At 66.4% G+C, this 18,615-nt stretch carries 11 protein-coding genes; 7 read left to right on the forward strand and 4 right to left on the reverse strand.

Features of this window, described 5'->3' with window-relative positions; genetic code table 11:
* Nucleotides 1-2: 2 nt before the first annotated feature.
* The gene (locus U4Y88_RS16180) at nt 3-2,066 is read right to left on the reverse strand and encodes an arylsulfatase (protein WP_321785009.1); all 2,064 of its coding nucleotides are present in this window, start codon (nt 2,064-2,066) and stop codon (nt 3-5) included.
* Nucleotides 2,067-2,234: 168 nt separating this feature from the next.
* Between U4Y88_RS16180 and U4Y88_RS16185 the strand changes: the two genes are divergently transcribed.
* Nucleotides 2,235-3,014: a DeoR/GlpR family DNA-binding transcription regulator gene (locus U4Y88_RS16185; RefSeq protein ID WP_224009022.1), complete on the forward strand. Its 780-nt coding sequence runs from the start codon at nt 2,235-2,237 to the stop codon at nt 3,012-3,014.
* Between the two features lie 99 nt (nt 3,015-3,113).
* Here the strand turns inward: U4Y88_RS16185 and U4Y88_RS16190 are convergent, their stop codons facing one another.
* Complete coding sequence (locus U4Y88_RS16190; protein ID WP_321785011.1) at nt 3,114-4,433, reverse strand: ATP-binding protein; 1,320 nt, start codon at nt 4,431-4,433, stop codon at nt 3,114-3,116.
* 10 nt (nt 4,434-4,443) lie between these two features.
* Nucleotides 4,444-5,190, reverse strand: a complete 747-nt coding sequence (locus U4Y88_RS16195) for a response regulator transcription factor (RefSeq protein ID WP_224009018.1) — start codon at nt 5,188-5,190, stop codon at nt 4,444-4,446.
* Nucleotides 5,191-5,367: 177 nt separating this feature from the next.
* On the opposite strand from U4Y88_RS16195, the gene U4Y88_RS16200 reads away from it, so the two are divergent.
* The 6 genes from U4Y88_RS16200 to U4Y88_RS16225 all read left to right on the forward strand — a co-directional run bounded on the left by U4Y88_RS16200 (nt 5,368) and on the right by U4Y88_RS16225 (nt 17,974).
* Nucleotides 5,368-6,693, forward strand: coding sequence for an MdtA/MuxA family multidrug efflux RND transporter periplasmic adaptor subunit (locus U4Y88_RS16200; RefSeq protein ID WP_224009016.1), 1,326 nt, complete (start codon nt 5,368-5,370; stop codon nt 6,691-6,693).
* Entirely contained in the window at nt 6,690-9,806 is a 3,117-nt protein-coding gene (locus tag U4Y88_RS16205) for a multidrug efflux RND transporter permease subunit (protein ID WP_321785013.1), read from the forward strand. The genes U4Y88_RS16200 and U4Y88_RS16205 overlap by 4 nt, the downstream gene beginning before the upstream one ends.
* Nucleotides 9,803-13,147, forward strand: coding sequence for an efflux RND transporter permease subunit (locus tag U4Y88_RS16210; protein WP_321785015.1), 3,345 nt, complete (start codon nt 9,803-9,805; stop codon nt 13,145-13,147). Before U4Y88_RS16205 ends, U4Y88_RS16210 begins: the two co-directional genes overlap by 4 nt.
* Nucleotides 13,144-14,577, forward strand: coding sequence for an efflux transporter outer membrane subunit (locus U4Y88_RS16215; RefSeq protein WP_224009010.1), 1,434 nt, complete (start codon nt 13,144-13,146; stop codon nt 14,575-14,577). The genes U4Y88_RS16210 and U4Y88_RS16215 overlap by 4 nt, the downstream gene beginning before the upstream one ends.
* 67 nt (nt 14,578-14,644) lie before the next feature.
* Entirely contained in the window at nt 14,645-15,427 is a 783-nt protein-coding gene (locus tag U4Y88_RS16220; RefSeq protein ID WP_224009008.1) for a response regulator, read from the forward strand.
* Nucleotides 15,428-15,577: 150 nt separating this feature from the next.
* Complete coding sequence (locus U4Y88_RS16225) at nt 15,578-17,974, forward strand: TonB-dependent siderophore receptor (protein ID WP_321785017.1); 2,397 nt, start codon at nt 15,578-15,580, stop codon at nt 17,972-17,974.
* Nucleotides 17,975-18,030: 56 nt separating this feature from the next.
* Here the strand turns inward: U4Y88_RS16225 and U4Y88_RS16230 are convergent, their stop codons facing one another.
* On the reverse strand, nt 18,031-18,585 hold the full coding sequence (locus U4Y88_RS16230) for a lipocalin family protein (RefSeq protein ID WP_321785019.1): 555 nt from the start codon (nt 18,583-18,585) through the stop codon (nt 18,031-18,033).
* Between the last annotated feature and the right edge of the window lie 30 nt (nt 18,586-18,615).

Raw genomic sequence — 18,615 nt, forward strand, 5'->3', positions numbered from 1 at the left:
CCTCAGTAATAGCCGTGCGGCTGGAGCGGTTCGACGCCGCCCACGCTCGTCATGTAGTCGTTCCATTGCTGGATCAACTGCTGGATGACGGTGGGATTCTGCGTGGACACGTCGTTGACTTCGCCACGGTCGCTGGCGAGATCGTAGAGCTGCCAGTGGCCGTCGACAGGTCCGAGCGGCGGCTCGGTCCAGAGCGCCTTCCAGCGGCCGTCGGCGCTGCGCAGATACGCGCGGCCATAAGACTCGTCGCCGAATGCGGCCGTGTGCACCTCGCCCGTGCTCGTGCCGTCGAGCAGCGGCAGCAGCGACTTGCCCGTGACCGGATAGACGTAGCGGTTGTTATAGACCACCTTGCCCTTGTTCTGGTCGACGCCCGTGAGCGCGCTCACGAGTGCGGGCGCGGGCGTGCTGGGCGGCGTCACGCCGGCCACGGCGAGGAAGGTCGCGGTGTTGTCGGTGACGTGCGTGAAGACGCGCAACGTGGCCGCCTGCGTGGTTTGTCCCGGCAGATGCGCGATGCTCGGCACGGACACGCCGCCTTCCGCCGAATAGCCCTTCGTGTAGCGGAACGGCGCGGCGCTCACTTCGGCCCAGCGCAGGCCGTATTGCAGGCGTTGCGCGTTCTGCAGGCCGTTGTCGGTGCCGAGCGCGGAATACGTGGGTTCCTGCGCGTTGGCCGTATCGGTGGCCGTGGGGTCGGCGCCCGAGTCGATCGGCCAGCCTTCCGCGCCGTTATCGGACTGGAACATGATGAAGGTGTTGTCGTATTCGCCGATGTCCTTCAGATGCTGAATCAGGAGTCCGATGTTGTAGTCGAGATTCTCGACCATGCCCGCGTAGATCTCCATGTAGCGCGCCTGCGACTTGCGCTCGTCGGCGGACAGGCTCGACCACGCCTTGTCGACGTTGCCCTGGCCGTAATCGACGTAGCCGTCGGACGCCGGATGCACCGCGCTGATGTACTTCGCGCTCGCCGTGCCGTTGTTGGCCGTGGCCGCCGAGCGCGTGAGCGTTTCGGGCAGGCCGGGATTCGGCTGGAAGTCGGCGGGAATCAGGCCGAGCGCTTTCTGCCGCGCGATGCGCGCGTTGCGGATGGCGTCGTAGCCCGCGTCGTACACGCCCGCGTATTTATGCAGCCATGGGTCCGGCACCTGGAGCGGCCAGTGCGGCGACGTATAGGCCGCGTAGGCGAAGAACGGCTTGCCGTCGCCCTTGTGCGAGTCGATGTAGGAAATCAGCTTCTGCGTGTAGAAGTTGGTCGAATAGAACACGGCCGGATTGCCGCCCGTGCCGCCGGGCTGGCCCGGTTGCCCAGGCTGCACGTAGGCGCCGTCTTCGGTGTAGTTCTTCGAGCCCGCCGGTTCGTGCGCGAAGTGATTGGTGGCCGCGCCGCCGAGCAGCGCGTAGCTGTGCTCGAAGCCCCATTGATCGGGCGTCTGGCCGCTGCCCGAGGCGCTGCCCACGATGCCCGAGCCGAGGTGCCACTTGCCCGCCATATAGGTGTGATAGCCCGCGTCCTTGAGCAGTTGCGCGACCGACAGCGCGCGGTCGTTCAGATAGCCTTCGTAGCCGGGCAGACCCTTGCGTTCGTCGGTGGGCACGCCCATCGTGCCTTCGCCGACGAGATGGTGATCGGTGCCTGAAATCAGCATCGAACGCGTGATCGCGCAGACCGTGCCCGCGTGATGATTCGTGAGAATGCGGCCCGAGGCGACGAGTGCGTCGAGGTTCGGCGTGCTGATCTCGCCACCGAACGCGTGGATGTCCGAGTAGCCGAGGTCGTCGGCCATGATGTAGAGGATGTTGGGCTGCTTGTGCGACGAGGCCGACGCGCTCGTTTGCTGCGTGACGCTATCCGAACCGCCGCACGCGCCGAGCGCGAGCGCGCCCGCGATGGACGCGGCGGCGACGCGCAGGCGCAGCGACGTCGCCGATTTCGCCGACCTGGCCGATACGGGCGATTGCCTGGAATGCGTCGATTGATGTGGCGATTGAGCGAGTGAATGTGCAGCGCGCGCGCGGCGTGACGCGCGCGCGGACGAGCGAAGGGCGGCCGGGTATCTCATCGTTGTTCTAGTACTTGTTGTTGGTTGGAGCGGCGATCTTATCGGCGGCCGCGCGCGTGCCAAAGTCCGATTCGTCAGTTGCTTCGCGCGAGAACTGCTAAGCCGCGCAACACCCGGCGCGACAACCCTTACAATAGTCGGCGTTGCTCACCCGCCTGCTCCGAGACCATGACACGAGACCCCCGCCTCACCCTCAACGCGCGCCAGCAGGAGCTGCTCGAATGGGTGCAGCGTGACGGCTTCGTGACCGTCGACGATCTCGCCGCGCATTTCGACGTCACGCCGCAGACCATCCGCCGCGACGTCAACTGGCTCGCCGACATGAATCTGCTGCGCCGCTATCACGGCGGCGCGAGCCTGCCCACGAGTTCGGAAAACGTCTCGTACGGCGCGCGCCAGCACATGTTCCATGACGAGAAGCGGCGCATCGCGGCGCTCGCGGCCTCGCATATTCCCGATCAGGCTTCGCTGTTCATCAACCTCGGCACCACGACCGAGGAAGTCGCGCGCGCGCTCAATCATCATCGCGGGCTGCGCGTGATCACGAACAATCTGAACGTGGCGAGCATGATGAGCGGCTATCCCGAATGCGAAGTGCTGATCACGGGCGGCATCGTGCGGCCGTGGGACAAGGGCATCGTCGGCGAACTCACCATCGATTTCATCCGCCAGTTCAAGGTGGATTACGCGATTATCGGCACGTCGGCGATCGAGCTCGACGGCACGCTGCGCGACTTCGACACACGCGAGGTGCGCGTGGCCGAGGCCATCATCCAGCACGCGCGCACGGTCTATCTCGTGACCGACCATTCGAAGTTCGGCCGGCCCGCGCTCGTGCGCCAGGGACATCTGAGCCAGATCCACGCGCTGTTCACCGACAAGCCGCTGCCCGAGGCGATGGACGAGACCATCGCGCAGGCGGGCACGGCGGTGTATGTCGCGCAGTGAGGGGCGACCGGCGAGGGCGCCCGGCGAGGGTGAGCGGCGAGGGCGACCGGCGAGGGCGACCGGCCAGGGCGGTGCGTGTCTTGAAGCCCGAACTCGCCCTTACGCCCCGGCGTTCTGACTCAGTTGGACGCGCGCCGTCAATCCACACGGGCGGCGATTGAAAATCGTGAGCTGGCCGCCGTGCGCGCGCACGATGTCGCGCACGATCGCCAGGCCGAGGCCGACGCTGCCCGGTTGCCCGGCGCGCGACGGATCGAGGCGCACGAACGGTTCGAGCACGTCGCGCAGGCTCGCTTCGGGAATGCCGGGGCCGTCGTCGCTGACGTCGATGAGGATCGTGTCCTCGCGCACCGAGGCCACCACCACCACGGTCTCGCCAAAACGCAGTGCGTTGTCGATCAGGTTGGCCAGCACGCGCTGCATGCTGTCCGGGCGGCAGAAGCAGCGGATCTGGCGCGGCCCCTCGTAGCGGATCGCCGCGCCCGCTTCCTCGTATTCGTCGCAGACCGTCGCGATCAACGCGCTCAGGTCGAGCCATTCCTTGTTTTCGTTGTCGTTGCCCGTATTCAGATACGAGAGCGCCGACGACACCATCGTCTGCATCAGGTCGATGTCCTTGCGCAGCTTGTCGCGCATGGTCTCGCTCTCGTTGGTGTCGAGCTGCAGACGCATGCGCGTGAGCGGCGTGCGCAGATCGTGGCTCACCGCCGCGAGCATGCGCGTGCGGTTATGCAGCGACAGCGTGATGCGCTCCTGCATCAGATTGAACGCGTGCGCGGCGCGGCGGATTTCGAGCGGCCCTTCCTCGGCGATCGGCGCGAGCGCGATCTCGCGGCCGAACGCATCGGCCTTGTCGGCGAGACGGCGCAGCGGACGCACCACGAGCGACACGGCCCACACGGACATGCCCAGCACGCCGACGCACATGAACAGAATCGCGCCATAGAACGGAAAGCGCAGGCGCGGCGGCTCGGGGCCGATGTGCTGCGTGCGCACTTCGAGTTGCGCGGCGTCGTTCGGAAACTGCACGAGCACCTGGATCGTGCCGCTGGGATCGGACTTGTCGCAGGAATGGACGCTGACCGTCGCGTCGATGTCGCTCAATTCGTCGCGCAGCGTGCGAAAGAGTTCGCCGTTGTCGAGCGTGTTGACGGTGCAGCGCGCGGGCGCGGACGTCATGGTCATCACGTAGCCGGGCGTCTGCATCGCGGCCGCCGATTGCGCGCGCGCGTTCGCGGGTTGCTGCGCGAGCACGCGCGCGATGCCCGCGATGCGATAGGTCGGCTGCCACGGCCACGGCGGTTTGGGCGGGCCGCTCGGATTGAGCAGCAGCAGCGTAAAGAGCGCGAACGTGACGCTCGACGAGCAGACGATGATCGCCAGAATCTGGCCGAGCGTGGTGGTGAAGAAGCGGCGCATCAGGCGTGCATCACTCGAAAAAGACGTCGAGCTGGAAGGCATAGCCGTCCGCGCGCACGGTGCGAATGGTCTCGTCGAGCGGATCGTCGCCGCTGAGCTTGCGGCGCAGGCGGCTCACGAGCAGGTCGATCGAGCGCGTGGCGATCGGGAAGTCCTTGCCGCGCGTGAGCGCGATCAGTTGTTCGCGCGAGAGCACCTGGCGCGCGTGGCGGCAGAACACCAGCAGCAGGTCGGTTTCCGCGCCCGTGAGCGGAATGCGCAGGCCTGTGGGCGAGCGCACGAAACGCCGGTACGGAAAGAACGTGTGGCCCGCGAACGCGATCACAAGTTCGGCGCCGGGATCGCGCGCGGTCTCGCCGGGCGTCGCGGCCTGGCTGTTTTCCGCGCCGCTCGGCGGACGCCGCAACGCGGAGCGGATGCGCGCAAGCAGCTCGCGCAGATCGAAGGGCTTGGAGACGTAGTCGTCCGCGCCCAGTTCGAGGCCGATCACCTTGTCGGTGGTTTCGACCAGCGCGGTCAGCATGATGATGCGCGGCCCGCCCGACGCGCGCAGCCGTCGGCACAGTTCCAGCCCGTCCATGCCCGGCAGCATCACGTCGAGCAGCACCAGTTCGACGCTCTCCTGCGCCAGCAGCGCGAGCGCCTGTTCGGCGCTTCCGGCCACGCGCGTGCGATAGCCTTTGCCGCCCAGAAATTGGGCGAGCGGCGCACTGATGTCCGGGTCGTCTTCGACGATGAGAATGGGGATGGGATTCAAGGGAAGGCTGTGGCGCAGAGGCGCGTGGAGTTCGCTTTCATTGTCCGATAATTCGCCGCCGGTCGGGCTGTCAATCGTGTGTCAATCTGGCTACATTGTGTTGATTCCATTAAAAATCAACAAGATATGAGCGCCATGCCGTATCGTTCGCGGCTTCATTCACGTATTGCGAACGGCATGGACAAGCGCGTAGAGCCCCCTCGAGCACCCGACGAAACCAGCGTGCGCGAGCCGCACGAAACCCGTGCGGACCGGCGTCGCCGCGTCTGGCCGTGGGCGCTGCTGCTGCTCGCCGTCGCGGGCGGCGCGCTGTTCGCGCTGCGCCCGCACGCACCCGGCGCGGGCGGTCCGCCGGGCTTTCCGGGCGGCCACGGTTTCCCGGGCGGCCCCGGTGGCCCGATGGGCGGCATGGCGCAGTCGGTGGGCGTCGCCGCCGCCGCGACCGGCGACGTGCCCGTGCGCCTCAGCTCGCTCGGCACCGTGACGTCGCTTGCGACCGTCACCGTCAAATCGCAGATCAGCGGCTATTTGCAGTCGATCGATTTCCGCGAAGGCCAGCATGTGAAGAAGGGCGACGTGCTCGCGCAGGTCGATCCGCGCCAGTACGAAGTGCTGCTCAAGCAATATCAGGGGCAGGTCGTGAAGGACAAGGCGCTGCTCGACAACGCGCGCCTCGATCTCGCGCGCTACCAGCGCCTCGCGAAAACCGATTCGATCTCGCAGCAGACGCTCGATACCGCCGAGGCCACCGTGCGCGAGTACGAAGGCACGGTGCTGACCGATCAGGCCCAGGTCGACGCCGAAAAGCTCAATCTCACGTACTGCCGCATCGTTTCGCCCGTGGATGGGCGCGTGGGTCTGCGTCAGGTCGACGTCGGCAACTACGTGACGGCGTCGGACACGGACGGCGTGGTCGTCGTCACGGAGACCGATCCGATTTCGGTCGTGTTCACGCTGCCCGAAGACGATCTGCGCCGCCTCAACCAGCGTCTCGCGAGCGGCGCGCGTCTCGCCGTGACGGCCTACGACCGCTCGGGCGAGGACAAGCTCGCGGACGGCGTGCTCGACACCGTCGACAACCAGATCGACACGACGACCGGCACCGTGAAGCTGCGCGCGCTGTTCAAGAACACCGATGGCGCGCTGTTCCCGAACCAGTTCGTCAATATCTCGCTGCTGCTCGACACGCTGCACGGCGCGGTGACGATTCCGTCCGAGGCCGTGCAGACCGGCACGCCGGGCACCTTCGTCTATCGCGTCAACGACAATCAGACCGTGTCGCTGCGCAAGGTCCGCGTGGGCGCGTCGGCCAATGGCCGCACCGCCGTGCTCGCGGGGCTGGCGGCGGGCGAGCGCGTCGTCGTGGACGGCGCCGATCATCTGAGCGACGGCGCGAAGATCCGCGAGCCGAAGGCGAGTGCGAATCAAGCCGCCAATCAAGCTGCGAATAAATCCGCAAGCGACAACGACCGCGTCCGCGCGAAGGCCCGCCCGCAGTCATGAATCCGTCGCGCCTCTTCATTCTGCGGCCGGTCGCGACGACCTTGCTGATGGCGGCGCTGCTCGTCGTCGGTCTCGTGGCCTGGCGTTTTCTGCCGCTCTCCGCGCTGCCCTCGGTCGAATACACGACGATCCAGGTGCAGACCTTCTATCCGGGCGCGAGCCCGGACGTGATGACGTCCGCCGTCACCGCGCCGCTCGAACAGCAGCTCGGCGAAATGGCGGGCCTCAAGCAGATGGCCTCGCATTCGTCGGCGGGCGCCTCGGTCATCACGCTGCAATTCGATCTCGCGGTGTCGATGGACGTCGCCGAGCAGGAAGTGCAGGCCGCGATCAACGCGGCCGACAGCCTGCTGCCGAGCGACCTGCCCGCGCCGCCCGTCTACGCGAAGGTCAATCCCGCCGACGCGCCGATCCTCACGCTCGCGATCACCTCGCCGACGATGCCGCTGACCGAGGTGCAGGCGCTCACGAACACGCGCATCGCGCAGAAGATTTCGCAGATGGCGGGCGTGGGTCTCGTCACGCTCTCGGGCGGCCACAAGCCCGCCGTGCGCGTGCGTCCGAACATCCGCGCGCTGGCTGCCTACGGCCTGAACGTCGACGACCTGCGCACCACGCTCACGAACGTCAATACGAATGCGCCGAAGGGTTCGCTCGACGGCCCGCATCGCGCGTGGACGATCGACTCGAACGACCAGATTGAAGATCCCGAGCAGTATCTGGATACCGTGATCGCTTATCGCAGCGGCCGTCCCGTGCGTCTGCGCGATGTCGCCGACGTGGTGGCGGGCGCGGAAAACACGCAACTGGCTGCGTGGAGCAACGACACGCCCGCGATCCTGCTGAACGTGCAGCGCCAGCCCGGCGCGAACGTCATCAACGTGGCTGATTCGATCAAGGCGATGCTGCCCGCGCTCACGCGCGATCTGCCGTCGTCGGTGCACGTCGCGCTGCTCACGGACCGCACGACCACGATCCGCGCTTCGGTGAAGGACGTGCAGTTCGAACTCGCGCTCGCGGTCGCGCTGGTCGTGATGGTGATCTTCGTGTTCCTGCGCAACGTGCCCGCGACGCTGATCCCGAGCCTTTCGGTGCCACTCTCGCTGGTCGGCACGTTCGCCGCGATGTACCTCTGGGGCTTCAGCCTCGACAATCTTTCGCTGATGGCGCTGACGATCGCGACCGGCTTCGTCGTCGACGACGCGATCGTCGTGATCGAGAACATCAGCCGCCACGTGGAAGCGGGCATGGAGCCGCTCGAAGCCGCGCTGAAGGGCTCGCGCGAAATCGGCTTCACGATCATCTCGCTCACGGTCTCGCTGCTCGCGGTGCTGATTCCGCTGCTGTTCATGGGCGATGTGATCGGGCGGCTGTTCTACGAGTTCGCGGTGACGCTCGCGGTGGCGATCGTGATCTCGGCGCTCGTCTCGCTCACGCTGGTGCCGATGCTGTGCGCGCGTCTGTTGCGCGCGGAGCCTCATGTCGAGCACGTCGCGACGAAAAAGCCCAAGGGCCGCGACTGGTTCGGCCCGATCATGGCGCGCTACGACCGCGCGCTGACCTTCGCGCTCGACCACGAAAAAGCCACGCTCGCGGTGGCCGTGGGCACGTTCGCGCTCACGGCGGCGCTGTACGTGTTCATCCCGAAGGGCTTCTTCCCGACCCAGGACACGGGCGTGATCCAGGGCATCACCGAAGCGTCGCAATCGATCTCGTTCGAGCGCATGAGCACGCTGCAAACGCAGCTTGCGGATGCGGTGCTCAAGGACCCGGACGTGGTGAGCCTCTCGTCGTCGGTCGGCGTGGACGGCAGCAACATGACGCTCAACATGGGCCGCATGCAGATCAACCTGAAGCCGAAGGACGAACGCAGCGCCTCGGCGAGCGAGATCATTCGCCGTCTGCAAGACGAAACCGCCGACGTGACGGGCATCGCGCTGCATATGCAGCCCGTGCAGGATCTGAGCGTGGATACGCAGGTGAGCGCGACGCAGTATCAGTTCATGCTCGACAACCCGTCGATGGATGAGCTGAGCGTCTGGACGCCCAAACTCGTTGCGGAACTGCGCAAACAGCCCGAACTCGCCGATGTCACCAGCGATTTGCAGGACGCCGGTCTCGCCGCCACGGTGCAGGTCGACCGCGCGACGGCCGCGCGCTTCGGCATCACGCTCGCGACCATCGACAATGCGCTCTACGATAACTTCGGACAACGGATCGTCAGCACGATCTTCACGCAGTCGGACCAGAAGCGCGTGATCATGGAGATCGATCCGAAGCTCGCGCGCGGGCTCGATGCGTTCGACTCGGTCTATCTGCCGTCGTCCACGGCGACCGACGGCCAGGTGCCGTTGTCCGCGGTTGCGCGCATCGTCACGAGCAAGAAGCCGATCCAGATTTCGCACCTCGGCCAGTTCCCGGCCACGACGATCTCGTTCAATCTCGCGAAGGGCGCGTCGCTCGGCGCGGCGGTCAAGGCCGTCAAGCGCGCGGAAGCGGCGCTCGCGATGCCGGACAGTTTCGAAACGCGCTTCCAGGGCGCGACGGACGCGTTCCAGTCGTCGCTGTCGAGCGAGCTGTATCTTGTGCTCGCGGCGGTGCTCGTGATGTACGTGGTGCTCGGCGTGCTCTACGAGAGCTTCGTGCATCCGCTCACGATTCTTTCGACGCTGCCTTCGGCGGGCGTCGGCGCGCTGCTGGCGATGGTGCTCACGGGCGCGGATCTCGACATCATCGGCGTGATCGGCATCGTGCTGCTGATCGGCATCGTCAAGAAGAACGCGATCATGATGATCGACTTCGCGCTCGTCGCCGAACGCGACGAAGGCCTCACGCCGCGCGAGGCGATTCATCGCGCGTGCCTGCTGCGCCTGCGCCCGATTCTGATGACGACGATGGCCGCGCTGATCGCCGCCGTGCCGCTCGCGCTCGGCACCGGCAGCGGCTCCGAATTGCGTCATCCGCTCGGCATCGCGATGATCGGCGGGCTCGTGTTCAGCCAGGCGCTCACGCTGTTCACCACGCCCGCCGTCTATCTGGCGATGGAACGCATGGCGGCATGGATGCGCGCGCGCGGCTGGACGCTCAACGGCGCGCAGCGAGGCGCGTCATGAACCTGAGCGCCGTGTTTATCCGGCGGCCGGTCGCGACCATTCTGGTGACGATCGCGATTGCCGTGGCGGGCGCGCTCGCGTTCGGCCATCTGCCGGTCGCGCCGCTGCCCGCCGTGGATTTTCCGACCATCCGCGTGCAGGCGCAGATGTCGGGCGCGAGCCCCGAGACGATGGCGGCCACCGTGGCCGCGCCGCTCGAACGCCACCTGGGCCAGATCGCCGATGTGACGGAAATGACCTCGCAGAGCAGCGTCGGTTCGACCGACGTGATTCTGCAATTCGGTCTCGACCGCGACATCAACGGCGCGGCGCGCGACGTGCAGGCCGCGATCAACGCCGCCCGCGCCGATCTGCCGAGCGCGCTCAAGTCGAACCCGAGCTATCGCAAGTTCAATCCCGCCGACGCGCCGATCCTGATCGTCTCGCTCACCTCGAAGACGCTCACGCCGGGCCAGCTTTACGACAGCGCTGCGACGGTGCTGCAACAGCGGCTCATGCAGATCGACGGCATCGGCAACGTCGATCTGAACGGCAGTTCGCTGCCCGCCGTGCGCGTCGAACTGAACGCGGGCGCGCTGTTCAAATACGGCATCGGTCTCGAAGACGTGCGTGCCGCGCTCTCGGCTGCGAACGCGGACAGCGCGAAGGGCATGGTCAGCGACGGCGCGCTGCGCTGGCAGCTTTACGCGAACGACCAGGCCGAACGCGCCGACGAATACCGCAATCTCGTGGTCGCGTGGCGCAACAGCCGGCCCGTGTTCCTGCGCGATGTCGCCGAGGTCAACGACTCGGTCGAGAGCCTGCGCAACGCGGGTTATGTGAACGGCAAGCCCGCCGTGATGCTGTGGATCTTCAAGCAGCCGGGCGGCAATATCGTCGACGTGGTCGACCGCGTGAAAGCCGTGCTGCCGCAATTGCAGGCCGCGCTGCCGCCGGGCACCGAAGTCACGCTCTCCGACGACCGCAGCAGCACGATCCGCGCCTCGCTCTCGCATACCGAGCGCACGCTGATCATCGCGGTGGTGCTGGTCGTGCTCGTGGTGCTCGCGTTCCTGCGCAACGTGCGCGCGACGCTGATACCCGCCGTGACCGTGCCCGTGTCGATCCTCGGCACCTTCGGCGCGATGAAGCTGTTCGGCTACAGCCTCGACAATCTCTCGCTGATGGCGCTGACCATCGCGACCGGTTTTGTCGTCGACGATGCCATCGTGGTGCTGGAGAACATCGAGCGCCATCGCGAGCGCGGCGCCTCGCGTCTCGAAGCCGCGTTCGCGGGCGCGAAGGAAGTGAGCTTCACGGTGATCTCTATGAGCGTCTCGCTGATCGCCGTGTTCCTGCCGATCCTGCTGATGGGCGGACTCGTCGGGCGGCTCTTTCGCGAGTTCGCGATCGTGCTTTCGATTGCGATTGCCGTGTCGATGGTGCTTGCGCTCACGACCACGCCCACGCTGTGCGCGCTGCTGTTGCGCAGCGCCGAGGACGAAGCGGCGAAGCCGCGCCGCGATAATCGATTCACGCGTTTCTTTGCGCGTGTGAGCGACGCGCTGGGCCGGACATTCGACGCGGCGGAACGCGTTTATGCGCGCACGCTGGGCGCGGCGCTGCGTCATCCGCTGCTCGTGCTGTGCACCTTGATCGCCACGATCGCGCTCAACGTCATGCTCTACGCCGTGGTGCCGAAAAGCCTGTTTCCGCAGCAGGACAGCGGCCTGATGGGCGGCGGCATGATGGCCGACCAGAGCATTTCGTTCCAGGCGATGAGCGTGAAGGTCAAGCAGGCGCTCGCCATTGTCAAGGCCGATCCGGCCGTGCAGACCGTGGTGGGTTTCACGGGCGGCCACGGCACCAATCAGGCGTTCACGAGCATCACGCTCAAGCCGCTCGACGAACGCAAGGTCTCGGCGTTCACGGTGATGGCGCGGCTGCGCCAGAAGCTCGCGTCGATTCCCGGCGCGCAGCTGATGATGTTCCCGCGCCAGGATCTGATGGTGGGCGGGCGGCAGAGCTTCGCGCAGTTCCAGTACACGCTGCAGGGCGACGACACGGCGCAGGTCCAGCAATGGGCCACGCGTCTGACCGAGGCGCTCAAGCGCGTGCCCGCGCTCGCCGATGTCAGCTCCGATCAGCAGAACGGCGGGCTGTCCGCGAAAGTCGTGGTGGATCGCGCGACGGCGATGCGTTTCGGCCTCACGCCCGACACGATCGACGCGACGCTCTACGATGCCTTCGGCGAGCGCGAGGTGTCGACGATCTACAAGGCGCAGAACCAGTATCACGTGGTGATGGAGATCGCGCCGAAGTGGTTGCAGGACCCGTCGTCGCTGAACGATATCTATGTGAGCACCTCGGGCGCGGCGGCGAGCGGTACGTCGTCGACGAATGCGGTGTCGGGCACGGTGACCAGCGCTTCGTCGTCTTCGTCCTCATCGAGCAGCACGTCGAGCAGCAGCACATCGTCCAGTTCGGCCACCAACGCCGCCACCAATTCGATCGCCACGAGCACCGGCGGCAGCGTCTCGACGGGCGCGGCCGTGAGCACGTCGAGCAGCACGATGGTGCCGCTCTCCGCGTTCTCGAAGCTCGTGCAGGCGCACACGCCGGTTTCGGTCAATCACCAGGGCCAGGCCGTGGCCGTGACGATCTCGTTCAACCTCGCGCCCGGCCATCAACTCGCCGACGCGACCGCCGCCGTCGATCAGGCCGTCAAGGACCTGAACATGCCGAACGCGGTGCATGGCGCGTTCGCGGGCACGGCGGGCAGTGCGCTCGCGGCGGCCTCGGCGATGCCCTTGCTGATCGGCGCGGCGCTGCTGGCGGTCTATGCGGTGCTCGGCATGCTCTACGAGAGCTACGTGCATCCGCTCACGATTCTCTCGACGCTGCCCTCGGCGGGCGTGGGCGCCGTGCTCGCGCTGCTCGCGACCAACACGGAGTTCTCGGTGATCGCGCTGATCGGCGTGTTTCTGCTGATCGGCATCGTCAAGAAAAACGCCATCATGATGGTCGATTTCGCGCTCGACGCGCAGCGCACGCAGAATCTCGCGCCCGCCGATGCGATCCGCGCGGCCTGCGTGATGCGCTTTCGCCCGATCATGATGACGACCTGCGCCGCGCTGTTCGGCGCGGTGCCGCTCGTGCTCGATCAGGGCATGGGCGCGGAACTGCGCCGCCCGCTCGGCATCGCCATCATCGGCGGCCTGATCGTCAGCCAGTTGCTCACGCTCTACACGACGCCCGTCGTCTATCTCTATCTCGATCGCCTGCGCCATCGCGCGCGCGCCCTCTGGCGGCGCGTGCGTCCCGGTTCGTCCGGTGGCGCGATGACGGACACCTCCGCATGAAGCTCGCTCCTTTCCGTATCCGCCATTCCCTTTGCACGACCCTCGCCGTCGGCGCGGCCCTGCTCGCGCTGCAAGGCTGCACGGTCGGCCCCGATTACCGGCGTCCCGACGTCGTCACGCCCGTCGCATTCAAGGAAGCGCCCAAGGGCTGGAAAAGCGCCGCGCCCGCCGACGGCGACGCGCGCGGCGACTGGTGGAATGTCTATCACGATCCCGTGCTCGACTCGCTGGTGCCGCAAGTGGCGATCAACAACCAGAACCTGAAGGCCTACGAGGCCGCTTATCGCCAGGCGCTCGCGGTCGTGCGCGAGGCGCGCGCGAATCTGTCGCCGACCGTGTCGGTTTCGCCGGGCGTCACGCGCGCGCGCAGCAGCAACGCGGTCTCGACGACCGGTTCGCTGGAGGCGAGCGCGTCGTGGGATCTCGATCTGTGGGGCAAGGTGCGCCGCCAGGTCGAAAGCGACAAGGCGAGCGCGCAGGCGAGTGCAGCGGAACTCGCGAGCCTCACGCTCTCGGCCCAGGAATCGCTTGTTTCGGATTACTTCTCGATGCGTTACCAGGATTCGCTCACGCGCTTGCTGAACGACACCGTGAAAGCCTACGAGCGCAGCCTGGAGATCACGCGCAATCAATACGAAGCCGGTGTGGCCGCGCGCTCCGATGTCGTGACGGCGCAGACCACGCTCGCGACCACGCGCGCGTCGGCGATCGCCGCCGAGGAGTTGCGCGACCAGTACGAACACGCGATCGCGCTGCTGATCGGCCGTCCGCCTTCGGGGCTGACGATCGCGCCCGCCGAACTCGCGAACGACGTGCCGGAGATTCCGCTCGTGGTGCCGTCCGCGCTGCTCGAACGCCGCCCCGATATCGCCGAGGCCGAGCGCACGATGGCGCAGGAAAACGCGCTGATCGGCGTGGCCGTGGCCGCGTACTATCCGACCATCTCGCTCTCGGGCGCGGCGGGCTACTCGGGCGTGCTGCCGCTGCTGAGCGCGGCCAACACGCTCTGGTCGATCGCGGCGAGCGGCAGCGAAACGCTGATCGACGGCGGCGCGCGTTCGGCGGCCGTCGACGCGGCGCGCGCGACGTACGACCAGAGCGTGGCGAATTACCGGCAGACGGTGCTCACGGCGTTCCACGACGTCGAAGATGAACTCTCGAATCTGCGCGTGCTCGGCCAGCAGGCCGTCGCGCAGGACGAGGCTGTGAAGCTCGCGCGCCAGTCGGTGCAGATCTCGCTCGACGAATACGAGGCGGGCACCGTCACGTACACGACGGTCGTGACCGCGCAGGCCACGGCGCTGTCGAACGAGCAGACCGCGTTGCAGGTGCGCTCCAATCGCCTGATCGCGAGCGCGAGTCTGATCGAGGCGCTGGGCGGCGGCTGGGACGCGTCGCGGCTGCAAGGTCTGCAAGAGACGCAACGTTGATGACGGACGCGACACGCACGGCGTCGGCGCGGGCAGCATCGGCGCGAGGGCGGCGACAGAGGTGCAGATGAAGCCGCAGATCAAGCCGCAGATCAAGCCGCAGATGAAACCAGCGTCGGCCCATATTCTCGTGGTCGATCCCGACCACACGCTATGCGCGCTGCTCGCGCATTTTCTCGGCGAGGCGGGTTTCGACGTCTCGCTGCTGCACACACCCGCGCAGTTGCCGCACGACATCCGCGCGGCGTCGCCCGATCTCGTGCTGATGGAGCGCAGCTTTCCGAACGGCGACGGCTTCGCGTCGCTCAAGGATCTGCGCGGACATGGCGACGCCACGCCGGTCATCGTGCTCTCGTCGCTGGCCGATGCGATCGACCGCGTGATCGGCCTCGAACTCGGCGCCGACGATTACCTCGCGAAGCCCTTCGTCCCCTCCGAACTGCTCGCGCGCATCCGCGCCGTGCTGCGCCGCGCGCCCGCTGGCGCGCTGAGCGCACCAGGCGCGTCGGCGGCCGCGATCGGGAACGAGGCGCGCGGGCTGCGCGATCTGCGCTTCGGCCCGTTTCGGATCGTGTTCTCGTCGCGCACGCTGCTGCGCGACGGCGAGCCGCAAGCGATGACCGACAGCCAGTTCGCGCTACTCACGGTCTTCGCGCAGCGGCCCATGGAAACGCTCTCGCGCAGCCGCCTCGTGACGCTCATGCGCGGTTGCGTCCGCGACGACAGCATCACCGTGGCGGTCGCGCGCCTGCGCGCGCTGCTGGAAGACGTGCCCACGCGGCCACGCTGGATACGGACCGTGCGCGGCGAAGGCTATTGCTTCGTGCCCGACCCGGAAGGGCAGGGCTGAGCCGTGGCCCCGGCGGCGCCGGAAATACTTTGTAATGGCGGGTTTCCGCGACCGCTTAAAAAATGTTTATTAACAATGTCAGGGTTTGAGCGGGTCGTGCGTCTTCATTGGTAATGGTTCTTATTACGTTACCCGTTGGAGATGTCCCTGATGATGTACCCCCGTTTCCCGCTCGCCACGCTGGCGGCCTCGGTCATCCTCGCCGTGGCCGTGTTCGAGGCGCCCGCTGCCTGCGCGCAAACTCCCTCGGCCTCGGCCGCCGCGCTGACCGACTTCTCGATCCCGGCGCAGCCGCTCGGCGACGCGCTCAAGGAAGTCGCGCGCCAGGCCAATCTTCAATTGCTGGTCAAGTCGTCGCTGGTGGCGGGCAAGACGTCGCCCGCGGTGTCCGGGCGCATGACGGCGGGCGCGGCGCTCGGCCAGGTGCTCAAGGGCAGCGGACTGGCCGCCGATACCCAGGGCGGCACGGTGACGATCGCGCCGGCGCCCGCCGAGGTCAGCGAGACGGACAACACGCTGCCGGCGGTCGTGGTCGCGGCCGAAGGCGGTGAGCAGCGGCCCACCGAGCAGACCCACTCGTACACGATCAAGTCGACGACGGCGGGCAGCAAGATCGCCTTATCGCCGAAGGAAACGCCGCAATCGGTGTCCGTGCTCACGCGCCAGGAGATGGACGACTTCCAGCTCAACGGCGTGAACGACGCGCTGCGCCATATCACGGGCGTGACCGTCGAACCGTACGATTCGTACGCGACCGATTTCACCTCGCGCGGCTTCCAGATCACCAATCTGCAGTTCGACGGCATCGGCATTCCGCTCGTCTACACCTCGCAATACGGCGACATCGACATGGCGTTTTACGACCGCGTCGAAGTGCTGCGAGGCGCGGACGGATTGAACGCCGAAACCGGCAATCCGTCCGCGACAGTGAATTTCATCCGCAAGCGTCCGACCTACGATTTCCAGGCCAAGGCCGGCATTTCGTATGGCTCGTGGGATACGAAGCGCGTCGATGTCGATATTTCCGGGCCGCTGAACAAGGCCGGGACGGTGGCGGGGCGGCTGGTCGCGTTTCATGAAGACGGCAACTCCTATACCGACCGCCTGAAGCCGAGCAAGGACGGCATCTACGGCGTGGTCGAGGCGAACCTCACGCCGAGCACGCTGGCCACCGCGGGCTTCAGCTACGAGTACAACCGGCTCGACGGCGCAAGCTGGGGCGGCCTGCCCTTGCTCGACGCGTCGGGCAATGCGCTCAACTACGACGTGCACGCGAGCATGGCGCCGAAATGGGCGTTCTTCAACACGCAGGAACAACGCGCGTTCGCGGAAGTGAAGCAGCAGCTCGGCCAGCGCTGGACGTGGAAAACCTCGGCCAACTGGAGCGATATTTACAATAACGCCAAGTTCTTTTATCCGTATGGATCGCTCGAATCGGATGGCTCGGGCGTCAATTCCTATACTTCGGCCTACGAATCATCGAACCGGCAGATCGTGCTGGATTCCAGCTTGAGCGGCAAGATCGACCTGTTCGGCCGCACGCACGACCTGACTTTCGGCGCGAATTTCTCGCGTTCGGAATTCACGAATCCGTCGTCGGAAGGCGTGGGCGACGGCGTGCCGGTCAGCTATGCCGAACTGCTGGCGGGATCGTATCCCGAGCCGACGTCGTGGGGCGAGAACGCCACGCGCGTGCATTATCTCGATGTGCGGCGCTCGCTTTACGCGTCGTCGCGCTGGAGCCTGACCGATCGCGCGCATCTGCTGCTGGGCATCAACTATACGCAGGCGGCCAGCAGCGGCGACTCCGCGGGCACGAGCTATAACCAGCAATCGGCCGGGTCGGCGCCGTATATCGGTCTGACTTACGATCTGACGAACCAGATCACCGCGTACGCGAGCTTCACCAAGATTTTCAATCCGCAGTATCAGCTCAACGTCGACAATCAATTGCTCGGACCCGCGCGCGGCCGCAGCGCTGAAGCGGGCATCAAGGGCGCGTTCTTCGATAACCGGCTCAATACCTCGTTCACGGTGTATCGCATTCACCAGTCGAATATCGCCACCGAGGCGGGCTTCAACGAAGACACGGGCCAATACTATTACTCGGGCGGCGACGCCACGTCCGAAGGCATCGAGGCCGAAGTGTCCGGGCAGATCACGAACGACTGGAACGTGAGTGCGGGCGCGACGATCCTGCGCGTGACCGACGACAACGGCCAGGCGACACAACTGTTCGTGCCGCGCAAATCGGCGCATCTGTCGACGACGTATCGCCTGCCGTACTTCGATCACAAGCTGACCGTGGGCACGAGCGTGCGCTGGCAGAGCGCCACGAGCTACGTCGACGAAGGCGTGGGCATGGCGCGTCAGGGCGCGTACACGGTGCTGGATTTCATGGCGCGCTACGACGTGAACAAGCACTTCACGATCACCGGCACGCTGAACAACGCGCTCGACAAGAAGTATTGGTCGTCGATGGAATACAGCTACAGCACGTATGCGGCGCCGCTCAATGGCAGCGTGAATCTCACCTGGCGCTATTGACGACGAGGGCGGCGCGCGTGCTGACGCGCGCCGGTTTTATAGCGGCGATCACACGATCAATCCGCGTTATGACGGGTCACCCTGATGAGCGACCCGTCATAGCCCAGCGCCTCGACGCGTTTGCGCAGACGGTCGAGCACGTCAGGCGACGGGCGCGCCGCGCGCGTCAACACCCACAGATAACGGCCCGAGGGCTCGCCCACGATCGACCAGTCGTAATTGTCGGCGTGATCGAGAATCCAGTAATCGCCGTAGAACGGCCCGAAGAACGAGACCTTGAGTTTGGCGTTCGTCGCCGGGTCCGCGACTTTCGCTTTTCCGGCCGATTCGCTGAACGCTTTCGCCCCGGCGCGACGGCCGCGATTGACGACCTTCACGCTGCCGTCGGGATTGAGCGAATAATCGGCCATGACCTCGTCCATGTCCTTTTCGAACGACGCCTCGTAGCGCAACTGCTCGTACCAGCGGCCCATGTATTGCGTCAGGTCCACGGGCCTCGCGGGCTCGGGGACCGCGCGATTGCCAACCGGACCCGGACGCGCAATCGTGGCGCAGGCGCCCACGAGCAGCGCGGCGCCGGCGAGCGCCGCGACGAGCATTTTCTTTTGCATGGTGGCCGTCTCCCGCTACGAGTTGCGCCG

The organism is Paraburkholderia sp. J94, assembly GCF_905220285.1.
GTDB classification, from domain to species: Bacteria; Pseudomonadota; Gammaproteobacteria; order Burkholderiales; family Burkholderiaceae; genus Paraburkholderia; species Paraburkholderia tropica_A.